The sequence below is a fragment of the Burkholderia sp. 4NA327C6 genome (genome assembly GCF_005502655.1).
Lineage (GTDB): Bacteria > Pseudomonadota > Gammaproteobacteria > Burkholderiales > Burkholderiaceae > Burkholderia > Burkholderia contaminans.
Map to the genome: position 1 here is coordinate 1 of NZ_SCNZ01000074.1, position 14447 is coordinate 14447.

The 14447-nt window shown below is 65.0% G+C and carries 9 protein-coding genes, 1 rRNA gene and 1 pseudogene; 5 read left to right on the plus strand and 6 right to left on the minus strand.

Annotated features, from left to right (window positions below; genetic code table 11):
• Window positions 1-102 (plus strand): 5S ribosomal RNA (gene rrf, locus FFS49_RS39095); the annotation flags it as partial.
• Window positions 103-806: 704 nt separating this feature from the next.
• Window positions 807-2231, plus strand: a complete 1425-nt coding sequence (locus tag FFS49_RS39100; protein ID WP_137910434.1) for a DHA2 family efflux MFS transporter permease subunit — start codon at window positions 807-809, stop codon at window positions 2229-2231.
• 274 nt (window positions 2232-2505) lie between these two features.
• Here the strand turns inward: FFS49_RS39100 and FFS49_RS39105 are convergent, their stop codons facing one another.
• Window positions 2506-3249 carry a 2OG-Fe(II) oxygenase gene (locus tag FFS49_RS39105; protein ID WP_137910435.1) on the minus strand — a complete coding sequence of 248 codons (744 nt, stop codon included), beginning with the start codon at window positions 3247-3249 and terminating at the stop codon, window positions 2506-2508.
• 359 nt (window positions 3250-3608) lie between these two features.
• The gene (locus FFS49_RS39110) at window positions 3609-5201 is read right to left on the minus strand and encodes an inorganic phosphate transporter (RefSeq protein WP_137910436.1); all 1593 of its coding nucleotides are present in this window, start codon (window positions 5199-5201) and stop codon (window positions 3609-3611) included.
• A 209-nt stretch (window positions 5202-5410) separates the two neighbouring features.
• Here FFS49_RS39110 and FFS49_RS39115 point away from each other — a divergent pair.
• Window positions 5411-5808 (plus strand): annotated as a pseudogene (locus tag FFS49_RS39115) (CbtA family protein); the annotation flags it as partial.
• Between the two features lie 22 nt (window positions 5809-5830).
• On the opposite strand, the gene FFS49_RS39120 reads toward FFS49_RS39115, so the two are convergent.
• Window positions 5831-6739: a LysR family transcriptional regulator gene (locus FFS49_RS39120; RefSeq protein WP_039339747.1), complete on the minus strand. Its 909-nt coding sequence runs from the start codon at window positions 6737-6739 to the stop codon at window positions 5831-5833.
• 128 nt (window positions 6740-6867) lie between these two features.
• Here FFS49_RS39120 and metE point away from each other — a divergent pair, with 128 nt between their 5' ends.
• Window positions 6868-9162 (plus strand): 5-methyltetrahydropteroyltriglutamate--homocysteine S-methyltransferase, encoded by a 2295-nt coding sequence (metE, locus tag FFS49_RS39125; RefSeq protein ID WP_137910437.1) that lies wholly within the window; start codon window positions 6868-6870, stop codon window positions 9160-9162.
• Between the two features lie 106 nt (window positions 9163-9268).
• On the opposite strand, the gene FFS49_RS39130 is transcribed toward metE, so the two are convergent.
• The 3 genes from FFS49_RS39130 to speB form a co-directional block, all read right to left on the minus strand.
• Window positions 9269-10771, minus strand: coding sequence for a cytosine permease (locus FFS49_RS39130; RefSeq protein WP_137910438.1), 1503 nt, complete (start codon window positions 10769-10771; stop codon window positions 9269-9271).
• Window positions 10772-10942: 171 nt separating this feature from the next.
• Window positions 10943-12268, minus strand: a complete 1326-nt coding sequence (locus FFS49_RS39135; RefSeq protein ID WP_137910439.1) for an MFS transporter — start codon at window positions 12266-12268, stop codon at window positions 10943-10945.
• Window positions 12269-12322: 54 nt separating this feature from the next.
• A complete protein-coding gene (gene speB / locus FFS49_RS39140) occupies window positions 12323-13279 on the minus strand; it encodes an agmatinase (protein WP_039339741.1) in 957 nt (318 codons plus the stop codon).
• A 138-nt stretch (window positions 13280-13417) separates the two neighbouring features.
• Here speB and FFS49_RS39145 point away from each other — a divergent pair, with 138 nt between their 5' ends.
• Window positions 13418-14329: a LysR family transcriptional regulator gene (locus FFS49_RS39145; RefSeq protein WP_039339770.1), complete on the plus strand. Its 912-nt coding sequence runs from the start codon at window positions 13418-13420 to the stop codon at window positions 14327-14329.
• Window positions 14330-14447: the final 118 nt, after the last annotated feature.

Below are 14447 nucleotides of genomic sequence, written 5' to 3' on the forward strand. Positions count from 1 at the left end.
TAGCGAGTCGGTCCCACCCCTTCCCATCCCGAACAGGACCGTGAAACGACTCTACGCCGATGATAGTGCGGATTCCCGTGTGAAAGTAGGTAATCGTCAGGCTCCCTAAGCCAGAAACCCCCGCCCGAAAGGCGGGGGTTTTTGCATTGGCGCGGCGGAAATGCACATGGGATCAGGACGGGCGGCCGGCTTGATACAGCTCCGCGGCACTCCTACCTCCAGGCACGTTTCGCCGCACCGCACGTCAATCTGGCGAGACTGAGGCGTGGAATGCGTCGATCCAGGCCTTCAATGTTCTCGGCCATTGGCTGCGCCGCACGTCAACCTGGCTGGAATCGGAGCGTCGAATGCGGCGACTCAGGTCACCGCTGTTCTCGAGCGATCTGCAGCGCTGCGCTAATGAGATCTCCCAACGCTCTCCCTGTACCACACATCAATCGGCCCCCAGTAGTCCACATCAGACGTCGATTCAATTAGACGTCGATTTATCCGGAATGGCAGCGGAATGGCTGATGATGTGCGACGTTTGTCGAAAATGACTGGCGATTGATGTGTCCGGGCAAATGGCATCTTGAACCATCTACCGGTCCTTCGACACGATACATCGACGTAATCGTCGGCGCACACAACGAACTCAGCGCCAAATCGTCATAAAAATCTATGCGCATAAAGTCCATTCGAGCGACAGGCCCGGCAGAGCGGAGAGCGCGCCCTTCGGGGTAATATCGCCTTTCGTCCCGATTCCCGGCGTTTCCAGGCAACCGCCGGCGGTCGGTGTCCTCCGTATTCCGTCTCCCGCACCGTTCATGACTGACAGCCCTGCCCAAGGTGGTCGGACGACCGACTTCTTGCCGTATCTCGTCGCCGCAACGTTCTTCATGGAGTACCTCGACACGACGGTGATCGCGACCGCGCTGCCGCAAATGGCGCGCTCGTTCGGCGTCGGGCCGAACGCGCTGAGCCTCGGAATGACGGCCTACATGCTGGCGCTTGCCGTATTCATCCCGATCAGCGGCTGGATCGCGGACCGCTATGGCTCGCGCACGGTGTTCGCCAGCGCGATCGTCGTCTTTACCGGTGCGTCGGTGCTGTGCGGGTTGTCCGAGGGTGTCGTGACATTCACCGCTGCGCGCCTGCTGCAAGGCGTCGGCGGGGCGATGATGGTGCCGGTCGGGCGGATGATCGTCGTTCGCAGCACCGAGAAGGCAAAGCTGATGCGCGCGATCGCGACGATCACGTGGCCAGGCATCGTCGCCCCTGTCGTCGGGCCGCCGATCGGCGGCTTCATCACGACCTATGCGTCGTGGCGATGGATCTTCCTGCTGAACGTCCCGTTCGGGATTGCGGCACTGGTCTGCACCTGGCTGATTGTCCGGAACACGCGAGCAGACGAGCAACGGCCACTCGACTGGGTTGGTTTCGTGCTCGCCGGGGGCGCGCTGACCTGTCTGCTGATCGGCACCGAAGCGGCCGGCCAGCAGGACGTTCACTTTACGCGTGCGGCAGTCCTGGTGGGCGCAAGCGTGCTGTTCGGCATTGCCGCATGGTGGCATGCGCAACGTTGCACGCATCCGTTGCTCGACTTCACGACATTGAAGGTGCCGACCTTCTCGGTGACGGTGATCACCGGGTCGATCACGCGGATGGCCATCAATGCCGTGCCGTACCTGCTGCCGCTGTTGTTCCAGATCGGCTTCGGGTTGTCGCCATTCCAGTCCGGCCTGCTGCTGCTCGCAAGCGCGCTCGGCAATCTCGGGATGAAGGCGGGAACGTCGTGGATTCTCGATCGCTTTGGCTTCCGGCGCGTTGCACTCGTCGACGTGACGATAGTCGGCCTGTTCACGATCGCATGCGGCTGGCTGACTGCATCGACGCCACTGGCGATCACGCTAGTCGTCGTATTCGTCTACGGACTGACGCGGTCGATGCAGTTCACGACGCTCGCGACGCTGGCCTATGCGGATATCCCGGCCCGGCAGACAAGCGCGGCGAGCACGCTGTGGAGCGCGGCTCAGCAGATGACGATCGGGATGGGCATCGCGTTCGGTGCGTTGTCGCTTCGACTCGCGGCGCTGGTGCGGGGCGATGCGGCCGGCGTGCACTACGTGCTTGACGACTTCCGCTGGGCGTTCGTCGCGGCGGGCGTGCTCGCGTTGCTGACGTTGCCGGGCTACGCCCGGCTCGCTTCCGATGCAGGCGACCGGCTGCGGGCGAATGTGGCGCGTGGGTAGGCCGCGCTTTCTGTCGACTGTGTGCTGCGACAGATGATTGTCGGAGCGCTCCGTCGCTCACTTTGAACGTGGGTCCGACGTGTAGCGACAGTTCGACGGGAAGCGGAAACGGTCATCTGCCACGGTGGACGAGTGAACTGATTGCGCGGTGATTCCCGCTTGCCAGGAACCCCGATCGATCACGCGCGATTGGCACGTCGGATGCGCGATATTTCCGCGCGAGTCCGCCGGTGTGATGAATGGCGCGACAACGTCGTGCTCGCCCCGGTCGCCGTTACAGCGCGTCATGGAAGATGATGCCGACCGTGTGGCGGTGGCCGCTCCGGATCCGGCTGACGCCGTGGCGCAGGTTGACGCGATAGACGCCGCGCGTTCCCTGCATGGGCCGGCCGTGCACGGCGAAGATGACGGCGTCGCCTTGTGTCAGCGGCACCACTTCCGCGCGCGACTGCATGCGCGGTCGCTGTTCCGTCAGAACGAATTCGCCACCGGTGAAATCACGGCCCGGCGCCGACAACAGGATCGCGACCTGGAGCGGAAACACGTGCTCGCCATACAGGTCCTGATGAAGGCAGTTGTAGTCGTCGGCGCCGTATTGCAGGATCAGCGGCGTCGGTCGCGTTTGTCCTGCTGCATGGCAGCGATCGAGGAAGGCCGCGTGGTCTGCCGGATAGCGGACGTCGATCCCGAGGGCCTTGTTCCAGCGATTCGCGATTGGCGCGAGATGCGGATAGATCGTCGCACGCAGCTCGGCGATGGTCGCGGGGAGCGGATACGCGAAATACTTGTATTCGCCGCGACCAAATCCGTGCCGCGCCATCACGACGCGCGAGCGATAGAGCGCATCGTGAGGATAGAGCGACGCGAGCGCCGCGCATTCGCTTGCCGAGATCAGGCCCGGCACGCGCGCGCATCCGTAGCGATCGAGATCGGCATCGACGGTCGTCCAGTCGATCGCGTCGACGCGTTGCGCGATTTCCAGCGATTCGACGGCAGGTTGCAGGTCGGCAATGTTCACGGGCATTCCTCGGTTCGTCGGCAATGTGGCGCCATATAGTCGTGCGGATGCGTTGGCCACGTTGTCCGCACGATGGAGCCTATGACAAATGTTGATGAGCCCAGTCTATGGGTGTACTTGTGCCGGCGCGTTCCAGATCTTGCGCTTCAATTCGGGAAACGAGGAAGGTGAGCGCTCGCGACGGCATGGACGCACCGGATGCGTCGACGCGGCCAATGGGAAAGGCGGAAAGGCGGAAAGGCGGAAAGGCGGAAAGGCGGAAAGGCGGAAAGGCGCAGAGGCGCAGAGGCGCAGAGGCGAGGGATGAACCTTCCGCAAGCAGGTAGCCGGCTCCTGCCAGCCACCCGCCGCATCACCGCTTACGCCACCGACCGGAACAACCAATAGAGCCCGCCGGCAAGCACGATCGACGCCGGCAGCGTGAGCACCCACGCCAGCACGAGGCTGCGCACCGTGCCCCACTGCAAGCCTGATCCGTTCGCCGCCATCGTGCCGGCGACGCCCGACGACAACACGTGCGTCGTCGACACCGGCAACCCGTACACGTCGGCCGCGCCGATCGTGAGCATCGCGACGAGTTCGGCCGATGCGCCTTGTCCGTACGTCAGATGCTGCTTGCCGATTTTCTCGCCGACGGTCACGACGATCCGCTTCCAGCCCACCATCGTGCCGAGGCCCAGTGCGATCGCGACCGCAACCTTCACCCACGTCGGAATGAACTTGGTCGCGTGGTCGAGCTGCTTGCGATAGTTGTCTATCGCGAGCTTGTCGTCGGCGGCGAACGCGGGCTGACCGGACTTCTCGATCAGGCGGATTGCTTCGGATACCAGATACATCGTATTGCGCACGTTGTCGACGTCGCGTTGCGGCACGGCCGCCATCGAGCCCGATGCACCGACCGCGGTCGCGAGCGACGTGGACAACTGCTGAACGGCGGGGATCACGGCCGGCGTCAGTTCGCGATGCTGTACGTAAAGCTCGACGTCGGCACGCGGGTTCGCGGACGGTGCAACGCCGTTCGTGTACTTCCCGAACGTCGCGGCTGCCTGGTTCGCGACCGCCACGAAGGTCTGTGTCTCGGCCGGCGTGACGGCCTTGTTCAGCGCATACGCGGTCGGCACCGTGCCGATCAGGATCAGCATGATGAGCCCCATCCCTTTCTGGCCGTCGTTCGAGCCGTGCGCGAACGACACGCCCGTGCAGGTCAGGATCAGCAGGCAACGAATCCAGAACGGCGGCGGCTGGTCCTTCGGCGGCTCCTGGTACAGCTCCGGAATCCGCACGAGCGTTTTCAGCACGAGCAGCAGCAGCGCCGCGCACAGGAAGCCGACGAGCGGCGAGAGCAGCAGCGACTTGCCGACGCCGAGCGCCTGGCCCCAGTCGACGCCGCTCGTGCCGGACGGCCCGTGCATCAGCTGGTTCATCAGCCCGACGCCGATGATCGATCCGATCAGCGTATGCGAGCTCGACGACGGCAACCCGAAATACCAGGTCGCGAGATTCCATACGATCGCGGCGATCAGCAGCGCGAACACCATTGCGAAGCCCGCACCGCTGCCGACCTGCAGGATCAGCTCGACCGGCAGCAGTTGCAGGATGCCGAACGCGACGGCGCCGCTCGAGATCATCACGCCGAGGAAATTCCACATGCCCGACCAGATCACCGCGACGTTCGGCGTCAGCGAGTGCGTATAGATCACGGTCGCTACCGCATTCGCGGTGTCGTGGAAACCGTTGACGAATTCGAAGCCGAGCGCGATCAGCAGCGCGGCGCCGAGCATCAGGTACGGGAACAGCGATCCTTCGCGCATCGGCGACAGATCGTCGACCAGGTGCGTGGCGATATAGACCGCACCGATCGCGAGCACCAGCAGGAAGACGACGTAGCCGAGCTGTTTGGTGCGCTCGACGGAACCCGAATTGTTCGGGGCAGACGAAGCAGGTTGATTCATGACGGTATCTCGTAAGGGAACCGCGACCGATCCTAGCTTTGGCTAGCAGTCAGTTTGATGACAGCAGGGAGAACGAACGGAATGTCTTGCCGCGATGCAAGGTGAACGTCGCCAGGCAATGGTGATACGACGCGTCGCGTCGGCTCGTGTCGTGGTCGATATCGCAAACGCGACACGGCAGGCGGTTACGTCGCCGTGTCGCGCCGATCGTCGCGCTCGTGATCGTGCCGAACATCAAGTACCCGGCCAATCCGCCGTCGGTCGGCGAGCCCGACACGATCGGCTATCGCACGGGGTTGTTCTTCCTGATGATCGCGATCCCGTCGCGACGATGGTGTTCTCGGTCAGCGTGCGCCGCCATCTGCTGGCGAATCTCGGGCAGTGGAGCGCGTCGATCGTCGCCGGGCTCGGGTTCGTCGCGATCATCGTGGCCGTGCAGATCGGGCTGCCGTCGGTCAGCGAGTTGCCGGCCGGTTTCCCGGCGGCCTTGCCGTGGAAGTTCCGCGCCGCGGCCATCGGCATGCAGGTGATCATGTGGACGACGATCGGCCTGTTGTTCGGCGCATGGGTCGAGCGCGGCGAACGCGTCGGCATGCGCGCCGCCTGACGCACAGCGCAACGGAGCGCGCCTAGCGCAGCATGCGTGGCGCGCTCCACGTCGATTCGCGCGCCAGCGCGACGAACGCGGCCAGATAGTCGACCGACGCATCCGCGTCGCGGATGCCGAGGAAGATCTGCTTCGCGATTCCCTTCTTGCCCAGCTTGACCGGCACGACCGGCATCCGGTCCGCGTATTCGTCGGCAAGCCATCTCGGCAGCGCGGCCACGCCGCGCCCGCTCGCGACCATCTGCAGCATGATGTCGGTCGTTTCGATCGACTTGTGCCGCCTCGGCACGATGCCGGCCGGCGTCAGGAACTGGTTGTAGATGTCGAGCCGGTCGGTTTCGACCGGGTAGGTGATCAGGATCTCGTCGGTCAGCTGCTCGGGCGTTACATAGTCGGCGTTCGCGAACCGGTGTGAATCGGCGACCACCAGCACCTGCTCGTAGTCGAACACGGGATCGAAGCGCAGGCCCGGCTTGTTCAGCGGATCGGGCGTCACGAGCACGTCGATGTCGTAGCCGAACAGCGCGCCGATGCCGCCGAACTGGAAGCGCTGCTTCACGTCGACGTCGACGTCGGGCCAGCGCGACAGGTACGGCGACACGACCTTCAGCAGCCACTGGTAGCACGGGTGGCACTCCATCCCGATGCGCAGCGTGCCGCGCTCGCCCTTTGCGTACTGCTTCATCCGCTCCTCGGCGAGCTCGAACTGCGGCAGCAGCCGATGCGCCAGCTTCAGCAGATACTGCCCGCCCTGCGTGAGCCGCAGGCCGCGACCCTCCCGATCCCAGATCGGTGTGCCGAGCTGCTGCTCGATTTTCCGGACGGTATGGCTGAGCGCCGATTGCGTGAGGTGCAGCGCATTGGCGGCCGCGGTCAGCGAGCCCTGGCGCTCGACCTCACGAATGACGACGAGATGGAATCGTTCCAGCATGGGTATCGCTCGCGCAATAGATACATGAACAGTTTTAATGGATGAATGAAATAATGCCATTTTATTTCATGTGTTGAAATCCCTATCATGGCTGCCGGACATTCAATTTCCCTTCTGGACGGCAGCTCATGGTCACGACACACAACCTCGGTTTTCCGCGCATCGGCGCGAAGCGCGAACTCAAGTTCGGTCTCGAACGCTACTGGAAAGGTGAATCGTCGCGCGACGAGCTGAAGGCGCTTGGCGCCGAGTTGCGCCAGCGTCACTGGAACGATCAGCGCGGCCTGGACCTGGCGCCGATCGGCGACTTCGCGTTCTACGATCAGGTGCTGGACATGAGCTTCACGCTCGGCAACCTGCCGAAGCGCGTGCAGGGTTTCCACGGCGACGTGCTCGACAACTATTTCCGTGTCGCGCGCGGCCGTTCGGCGCAGTCGGCGGACGCGCATGCCGCGTGCTGCGGCGGCGTCGCGGCTGGTGAAATGACGAAGTGGTTCGATACGAACTACCACTACATCGTGCCGGAATTCCACGCGGACACGAACTTCTCGCTCGATCCGTCGCGTCTGCTCCAGCAACTGGCGGAAGCGCAGGCGCAGGGCGTGGCCGCGAAGCCGGTGATCCTCGGCCCCGTCACGTATCTGTGGCTCGGCAAGGCGAAGGACGATTCCGACCGCCTCGCGCTGCTGCCGAAGCTGCTGCCGGTGTACGGCGCGCTGCTCGACACGCTGACCGCGCAGGGCGTCGAATGGGTGCAGATCGACGAGCCGATCCTCGTCACCGAACTCGACGCCGAGTGGCAACAAGCCTTCGAGACCGCGTACGCCGCGCTCGAAACGCGTCGCATCAAGGTGCTGCTCGCGACGTACTTCGGCCAACTGCAGGGCAATCTGGCGCTCGCGAGTTCGCTGTCGGTCGACGGCCTGCATGTCGATGCGATCAACGCACGCGACGAAGTCGCCGCGCTGGTGCGTGAACTGCCGGCCTCGCGCGTGCTGTCGGTGGGCGCGATCAACGGCCGCAACATCTGGAAGACCGACCTGAACGCGACGCTCGACTGGCTCGAGCCGCTCGCGAAGCAACTGGGCGATCGCCTGTGGCTTGCGCCGTCGTGCTCGCTGCTGCACGTGCCGGTCGATCTCGCGAGCGAGGAGAAGCTCGATGCGGAAATCCGTTTATGGCTCGCGTTCGCGCTGCAGAAGCTCGACGAGCTGAAGGTACTCGCGACCGCACTGAACGAAGGCCGCGACAAGGTGGCCGATGCGCTGGCCGCGAACGCCGCCGCGATTCATTCGCGTCGCCATTCGCCGCGCGTGAACAACCCGGCGGTGAAGGCCGCGATCGCCCGGATCGATGCGCAGCTCGGCAACCGCGTGAGCCCCTATACGCAGCGCGCGCCGAAGCAGTCGGCACGCCTGAACCTGCCGGCGTTCCCGACGACGACGATCGGCTCGTTCCCGCAGACCGGCGAAATCCGCCAGGCCCGCAGCCAGTTCAAGGCCGGCGCGCTGGATGAAGCCGGCTACCGCGCGGCGATGCGCGCCGAGATCGAGCGCAGCGTCCGCGAGCAGGAATCGCTCGAACTCGACGTGCTCGTGCACGGCGAAGCCGAGCGCAACGACATGGTCGAATACTTCGGCGAGCAGCTTGACGGCTACGCGTTCAGCCAGTTCGGCTGGGTGCAGTCGTACGGTTCGCGCTGCGTGAAGCCGCCGATCCTGTTCGGCGACATCAGCCGCCCGAAGGCGATGACGGTCGAGTGGATCACGTACGCGCAGTCGCTGACGAACAAGCCGATGAAGGGCATGCTGACCGGCCCGGTGACGATCCTGAACTGGTCGTTCGTGCGCGACGACCAGCCGCGCTCGGTGTCGTGCTACCAGCTTGCGCTGGCGATCCGTGAAGAAGTGCTCGATCTCGAGAAGGCCGGCGTGCGCGTGATCCAGATCGACGAGGCGGCGCTGCGCGAAGGGCTGCCGCTGCGCCGCGCGCAGTGGGACGCGTACCTGAAGTGGGCGGTCGAATCGTTCCGCATCACCGCGAACGGTGTACAGGACGATACGCAGATCCACACGCACATGTGCTATTCGGAGTTCAACGACATCATCGCGTCGATCGCCGACATGGACGCAGACGTGATCACGATCGAGACGTCGCGCTCGGACATGGAGCTGCTCGATGCGTTCGACGACTTCAAGTATCCGAACGAAATCGGGCCGGGCGTGTACGACATTCATTCGCCGAACATCCCGACGCAGGAGCACATCGTCGGCCTGATGAAGAAGGCGGCTGAGCGGATTCCGGCGGAACGCCTGTGGGTGAACCCGGACTGCGGCCTGAAGACGCGCCAGTGGGCGGAAGTGATTCCGGCGCTGACGAACATGGTCGCCGCCGCGAAGACGCTGCGCAACGCAGTGCAGTAACGCGCGAAGGTCGCGTGCCGGCCGCCGCGATCGATGATCGGGCGCGGCGGCCGGCGGCGCGACTCATTCCGTGACGGGCTGGCCCGGTGTCACGGGCAATATGCGGTCACGCGCGCTCGTGTTCGAGCGGCTCCGCGAGCGTTTCGGGTGATGGCGTCTCGGCAATGATGCGGCGTTCGCGTGCGAGGTCGAGCGACCTCGACAGCAGCCAGTACGCAGCCCCCGCGACCACCAGGCCGACGAGCCACGCGATATCCACGCCGCCGAGCATTCGAGCGAACGGCCCGACGAAAATCTCGCGGTTCGCCTCGGCGTCGAAGATGTAGAAGAACGGCACCATCGCCGCGAAGCCGACGAGGTAGGCGACGATGCCGCGCGATTGCCACGCGCCGTAGAGCCCGTTCGGCGTGAAGAAGTGCGCGATCGCATAGTGCCCGCGGCGTACGAAGAAATAGTCGACGAGATTCACGGCGGTCCACGGCACGAGGAAGTAGAGCATCAGCGTCAGGAACGTCTGCAGCAGCGCGATGCCGTTGCCGCGGATCGCGAATACGCAGGCCAGCACGAACGTGCTGATCGCGATGATCGATGCAACGCGCGCGCGGCGCGTCGGCCGGATCGGCACGATCGAATCGGCGGCGGTCAGCACGGTCAGCATCGCGCTGTACGCGTTGAGCGCGATGATCGGCAGGAAGCCGACCAGCGACACGATCGCGATCAGCTTGCCGAGGCCCGGCACGAGTGACGTGCCGACGTCGTTCATCGCGACCAGCGCATCGGCCGCATGCAGCTTCTGCGCGAGCCACGCGCCGAGGCCGATCATCCAGGTGCCCGACAGCGACGCGCCGGCGAAGATCACTGCGATCAGCTTTGCACGGCTCGTGTTTTTCGGCAGATAACGCGAATAGTCCGACACATACGGCGCATACGAAATGTTGTAGCTCGCGGCGATCGCGAATTGCGTTGCGAACGCGATCCAGTTGAAGCCCGGAGCGGCAACCGGTGCAATGGTGGCAGGGGGCGGCGTCGCATGACCGAACGCGAGTGCGAGTGTCACGAGTGCATAGAGCGGCAGTGTCGCGATCAGCGCCCACGTGAAAGTCCGATGCATCAGGTCATGGCCGTAGATGGCGAGCAGCGCGCCCGTCGTCACGGCGGCGACGGCGACGAAGCCGCCGTCGATCCCGAATACGTTGTGCACGCCGTCGACCATCAACGACACGTTGACGACATTGAAGCCGACGAATACGAATAGCGTTGCGAGCAGCGCGACGATCACGCCGCGATAGCCGAACTGCGCGCGCGACTGGATCATCTGCGGCAGCCCCATCTCGGGCCCCTGCGAGCCGTGGAATGCCATGAAGATCGTGCCGAACATGATCCCGAGCGCGCCTGCGAGTGTCGTCCAGCCGGCGGACAGGCCCATGCCGGGCCCGACGAAGCCGATCGAGATCGTGAAGAAATGGAAGTTGCCGAGGAACCAGAACGGCCCCTGGCTCGCGAGTTTCGCGTGGCGCTCGTGTTCGGGAATGTAGTCGATCGAGTGGTGCTCGATCGCGAGGCCAGCCGATTCGGTGCGGCCGAGATCGAGGGTGTCCGGGCGGGTCATGAAGGCTTGTCTCCTTGGTCGTGCGCGGTACGGCAGTGCGACCGCGTGCGCCCGCCTGCCGCGACGCCTTCGTGGCAAGCGATGATTGGATTGGAACGGGAGGCGGTGCGACGCACCGCCGGGGCGTGCAATGAAAAACGGGCAGGCGAGGTGCCTGCCCGTTGCGGGACGTTACGCGGTGCGTACGCCGCGCGGCAGTGTTTCTTCCGTCCGGTTCGCGGACCCCGCATCGTCGATGCTGACGCGGCGCGAGATCAGCCACACGCACAACGACGACAGGATCGCGGCGCTCGTGTACTGGAGCGCGAGCGGCCACCATTGCGGTGCTGTGTTCTGCGCGATGATGGTCGCGACGAGCGGCGTGAGGCCGCCGGCGAGCGCGCCGCACACCTGATACGCAATCGAAATCGCGGTATAGCGGATGCGCGCGACGAAGATGCCGCTGACGAAGCCCGCGACCACCGAGTAGTAACCCGATTCCGCGAGCGTCGCGAGGCCGACGCCGACCGTGATCGACAGCGGCGAGCCCATGTGAACGAGCGGCAGCATGACGAACGGGACGATCGCGGCCCAAGCGCCGGTGATCAGCAGCACGCGCGTGGTGCCGAAGCGCTGCGCGAGGAACGCGGCCGCGAGCTGCACGACGAACTGCAGCACGGCGACGATCGTCATGCAATGCAGCACCATCGACCGGTCGAGCGACAGGAACTGCGTCGCGTAGCTGATCATGAAGATGTTGCTGAAATACACGCCGGCGATGCCGTACACGTTCGCACCGATCGCGAGCAGCAGCAGCGGCCAGTACTTGAGCGCTTCGCGCAGCGGTTTTTGCGCGATGTTGCCGCTCTTCTTGACTTCCTCGAACTCGGGCGATTCCGACACGCTCGCGCGGATCACGAAGCCGACGATCAGCAGTACGGAACTTGCCAGGAACGGCACGCGCCAGCCCCAGCTCATCATGTCGTCCTTCGACAGCGTGCTGATCGCACCGAATGCGAGCATCGACAGGATCAGGCCGCTCGCGCTGCCGAGCTGCGCGAACGACGCGAAGAACGTGCGCTTGCCTTCCGGCGCGTGCTCGCCGGCGAGCAGCACCGCGCCGCCCCATTCGCCGCCGACCGCGATGCCTTGCAGCACACGCATCAGCACGAGCAGGATCGGTGCGATCACGCCGGCTTGCGCATGAGTCGGCAGCAGGCCGATCGCGACGGTCGACACGGCCATCAGCATCAGCGTCGCGAGCAGCGAGCGCTTGCGGCCGAAGCGGTCGCCGAGGTAGCCGAACATCACGCCGCCGAGCGGCCGCGCGAAGAAGCCGACCGCGAACGAGCCGAACGACGCGAGCAGGCTGATGAAGCGGTTTTCGCCGGGGAAGAACAACGGCCCGAACACGATGGCGGCGGCGGTCGCGTAGCTATAGAAGTCGTACCACTCGATCGTGGTGCCGACGAACGACGCGAGCGCCGCCCGCTTGGGTTGCTTGACGGAAGTCCCCATCTTGATTTGTGCTCCTCTGAATGCCCTGATTTGGAATAGGTGTCGGCGCGGGGATCAGTCGCGGTATGCGACGCCCGGCAGCACGCACAGCAGCTCGTACGCGAGGTTCGCGCCGAGCAGCGCAGTGGTGCCGAACGGGTCGTACGGCGGCGCGACTTCGACGAGATCGCAACCGACGATGTTCAACCCCTTCGCGCCGCGGATGATCTCGAGCGCCTGCGGCACCGTGAGGCCCGCGATTTCCGGCGTGCCGGTGCCCGGTGCGTAGGCCGGATCGATGCCGTCGATGTCGAACGTGATGTAGACGGGCGTGTCGCCGATGCGCGCGCGCACTTCTTCCATCAGCGGCGCGAGCGACTTGTTCCAGCATTCCTCGGCCTGGACGACGCGGAAGCCCTGCTCGCGGCACCAGTCGAAATCCTCGGCGGCGTAACCCGTGCCGCGCAGGCCGATCTGCGTGACCTTGTCGCCGTGCAGCAGGCCTTCCTCGACCGCGCGGCGGAACGGCGTGCCGTGCGCGATCTTTTCTCCCATCATCGTGTCGTTCACGTCGGCGTGTGCATCGACGTGGATCAATGCAACCTTGCCGTGCTTGCGGTGGATCGCGCGCAGGATCGGCAGCGCGATCGTATGGTCGCCGCCGAGCGTGATCGGCTTGCAGTCGTGCTCGAGGATCGCGTCGTACGCGGCTTCGATGCGTGCGATGGAATCGTGCAGGTTGTACGGATTGATCGCGACGTCACCGATGTCGGCGATCTGCAGCGAGTCGAACGGTGCCGCGCGCGTGGCCATGTTGTACGGGCGCAGCAGCACGGATTCGGTTCGGATCTGGCGCGGGCCGAAGCGCGCGCCGGTGCGGTTGGAGGTGCCGAGATCGAACGGCACGCCGACGAAACAGGCGTCGAGGCCTTCGGCGCTCGCCACGTGCGGCAGGCGCATCATCGTCGCGATGCCGCCGCAGCGCGGCATTTCATTGCCGCCGAGCGGCTGGAAATGGGTGTGGTCGTTCATGGGCTGTCTCTTCCGATGTGGGGTGCCGTATCATGCGACGCGGCTTGGCGCACAGTTTTACGCGCTCCGCCGGGAAAGAAGAATGCGAAGATATCGACGTAAACATCGATTTTCATCGATGTATGGAAGGGGATGAGCGTGCTGGGGAATCTGTCGACCCTCGATCTGCGGTTGATCCGCGTATTTCTCGCGGTCACGGAAGCGGGCGGCGTATCGGCCGCGCAGGCGGTGCTGAACGTCGGGCAATCGACGATCAGCGCGCAGCTGTCGTCGCTCGAGACGCGGCTCGGCTACCGGCTCTGCGAGCGCGGCCGCAGCGGTTTCCGGCTCACGCCGAAGGGCGAGCGGTTTCACGCAATGAGCCGCAAGCTGCTCGCCGCGCTTGATGAATTCGGGATGGCCGCGCGGCACATGGACCGCCAGTTGGTCGGCACGTTGCACATCGGCCTGATCGGCCATACGCCGGTGAGCCAGAACGCACGGATCGCCGAGGCGATCGCCGCGTTCCGCACCCGCGACGAGGCCGTGCGTTTCTCGATTTCCGTGCGCGCGCCGGGCGATCTAGAGGAAAAGCTGCTGAGCGACGAGATCCAGATCGCGGTCGGCTACTTCTGGCACCGGGTGCCGACGCTGCACTACACGCCGCTGTTCATCGAGCGCCAGGTGGCGTACTGCGGGCGCGGCCATCCGCTGTTCGACGGCGCCGGCGCGTTGACGCCGGCCGACGTCGCGGGCTTCGAATGGGCGTGGCGCTCGTATCCGCTGCCCGAAGCGCAGATGTCGACGACGCCCGACCGCGTGACCGCGACCGCCGACAACATGGAGGCCGTTGCGCTGCTGATCCTGTCCGGCCACCACCTCGGCTATCTGCCGCAGCACTTCGCGGCACCGTACGTCGCGCAAGGGCTGCTCACGCCGCTCAATCCGGAGCAGCTGCGCTACGACGTGACGTTCCACATGGTCGTCGCGCGCAACGGGCGCGGCAATCCGCTCGTGGAAGCGTTTCTCGAGGATCTCGAACACGCGCACCAGCCGCCCGACATCGCGTAGGCCGCCGGCTTCAACAATGTGAACGAGTGTTTCGGCGGCGCGACCCGATCCGGCGCGGCCCACATCGATCGGCGTCGAAGTGACGAACCGGGCCACGCGTTCGGCTTGCGCGTGCCGT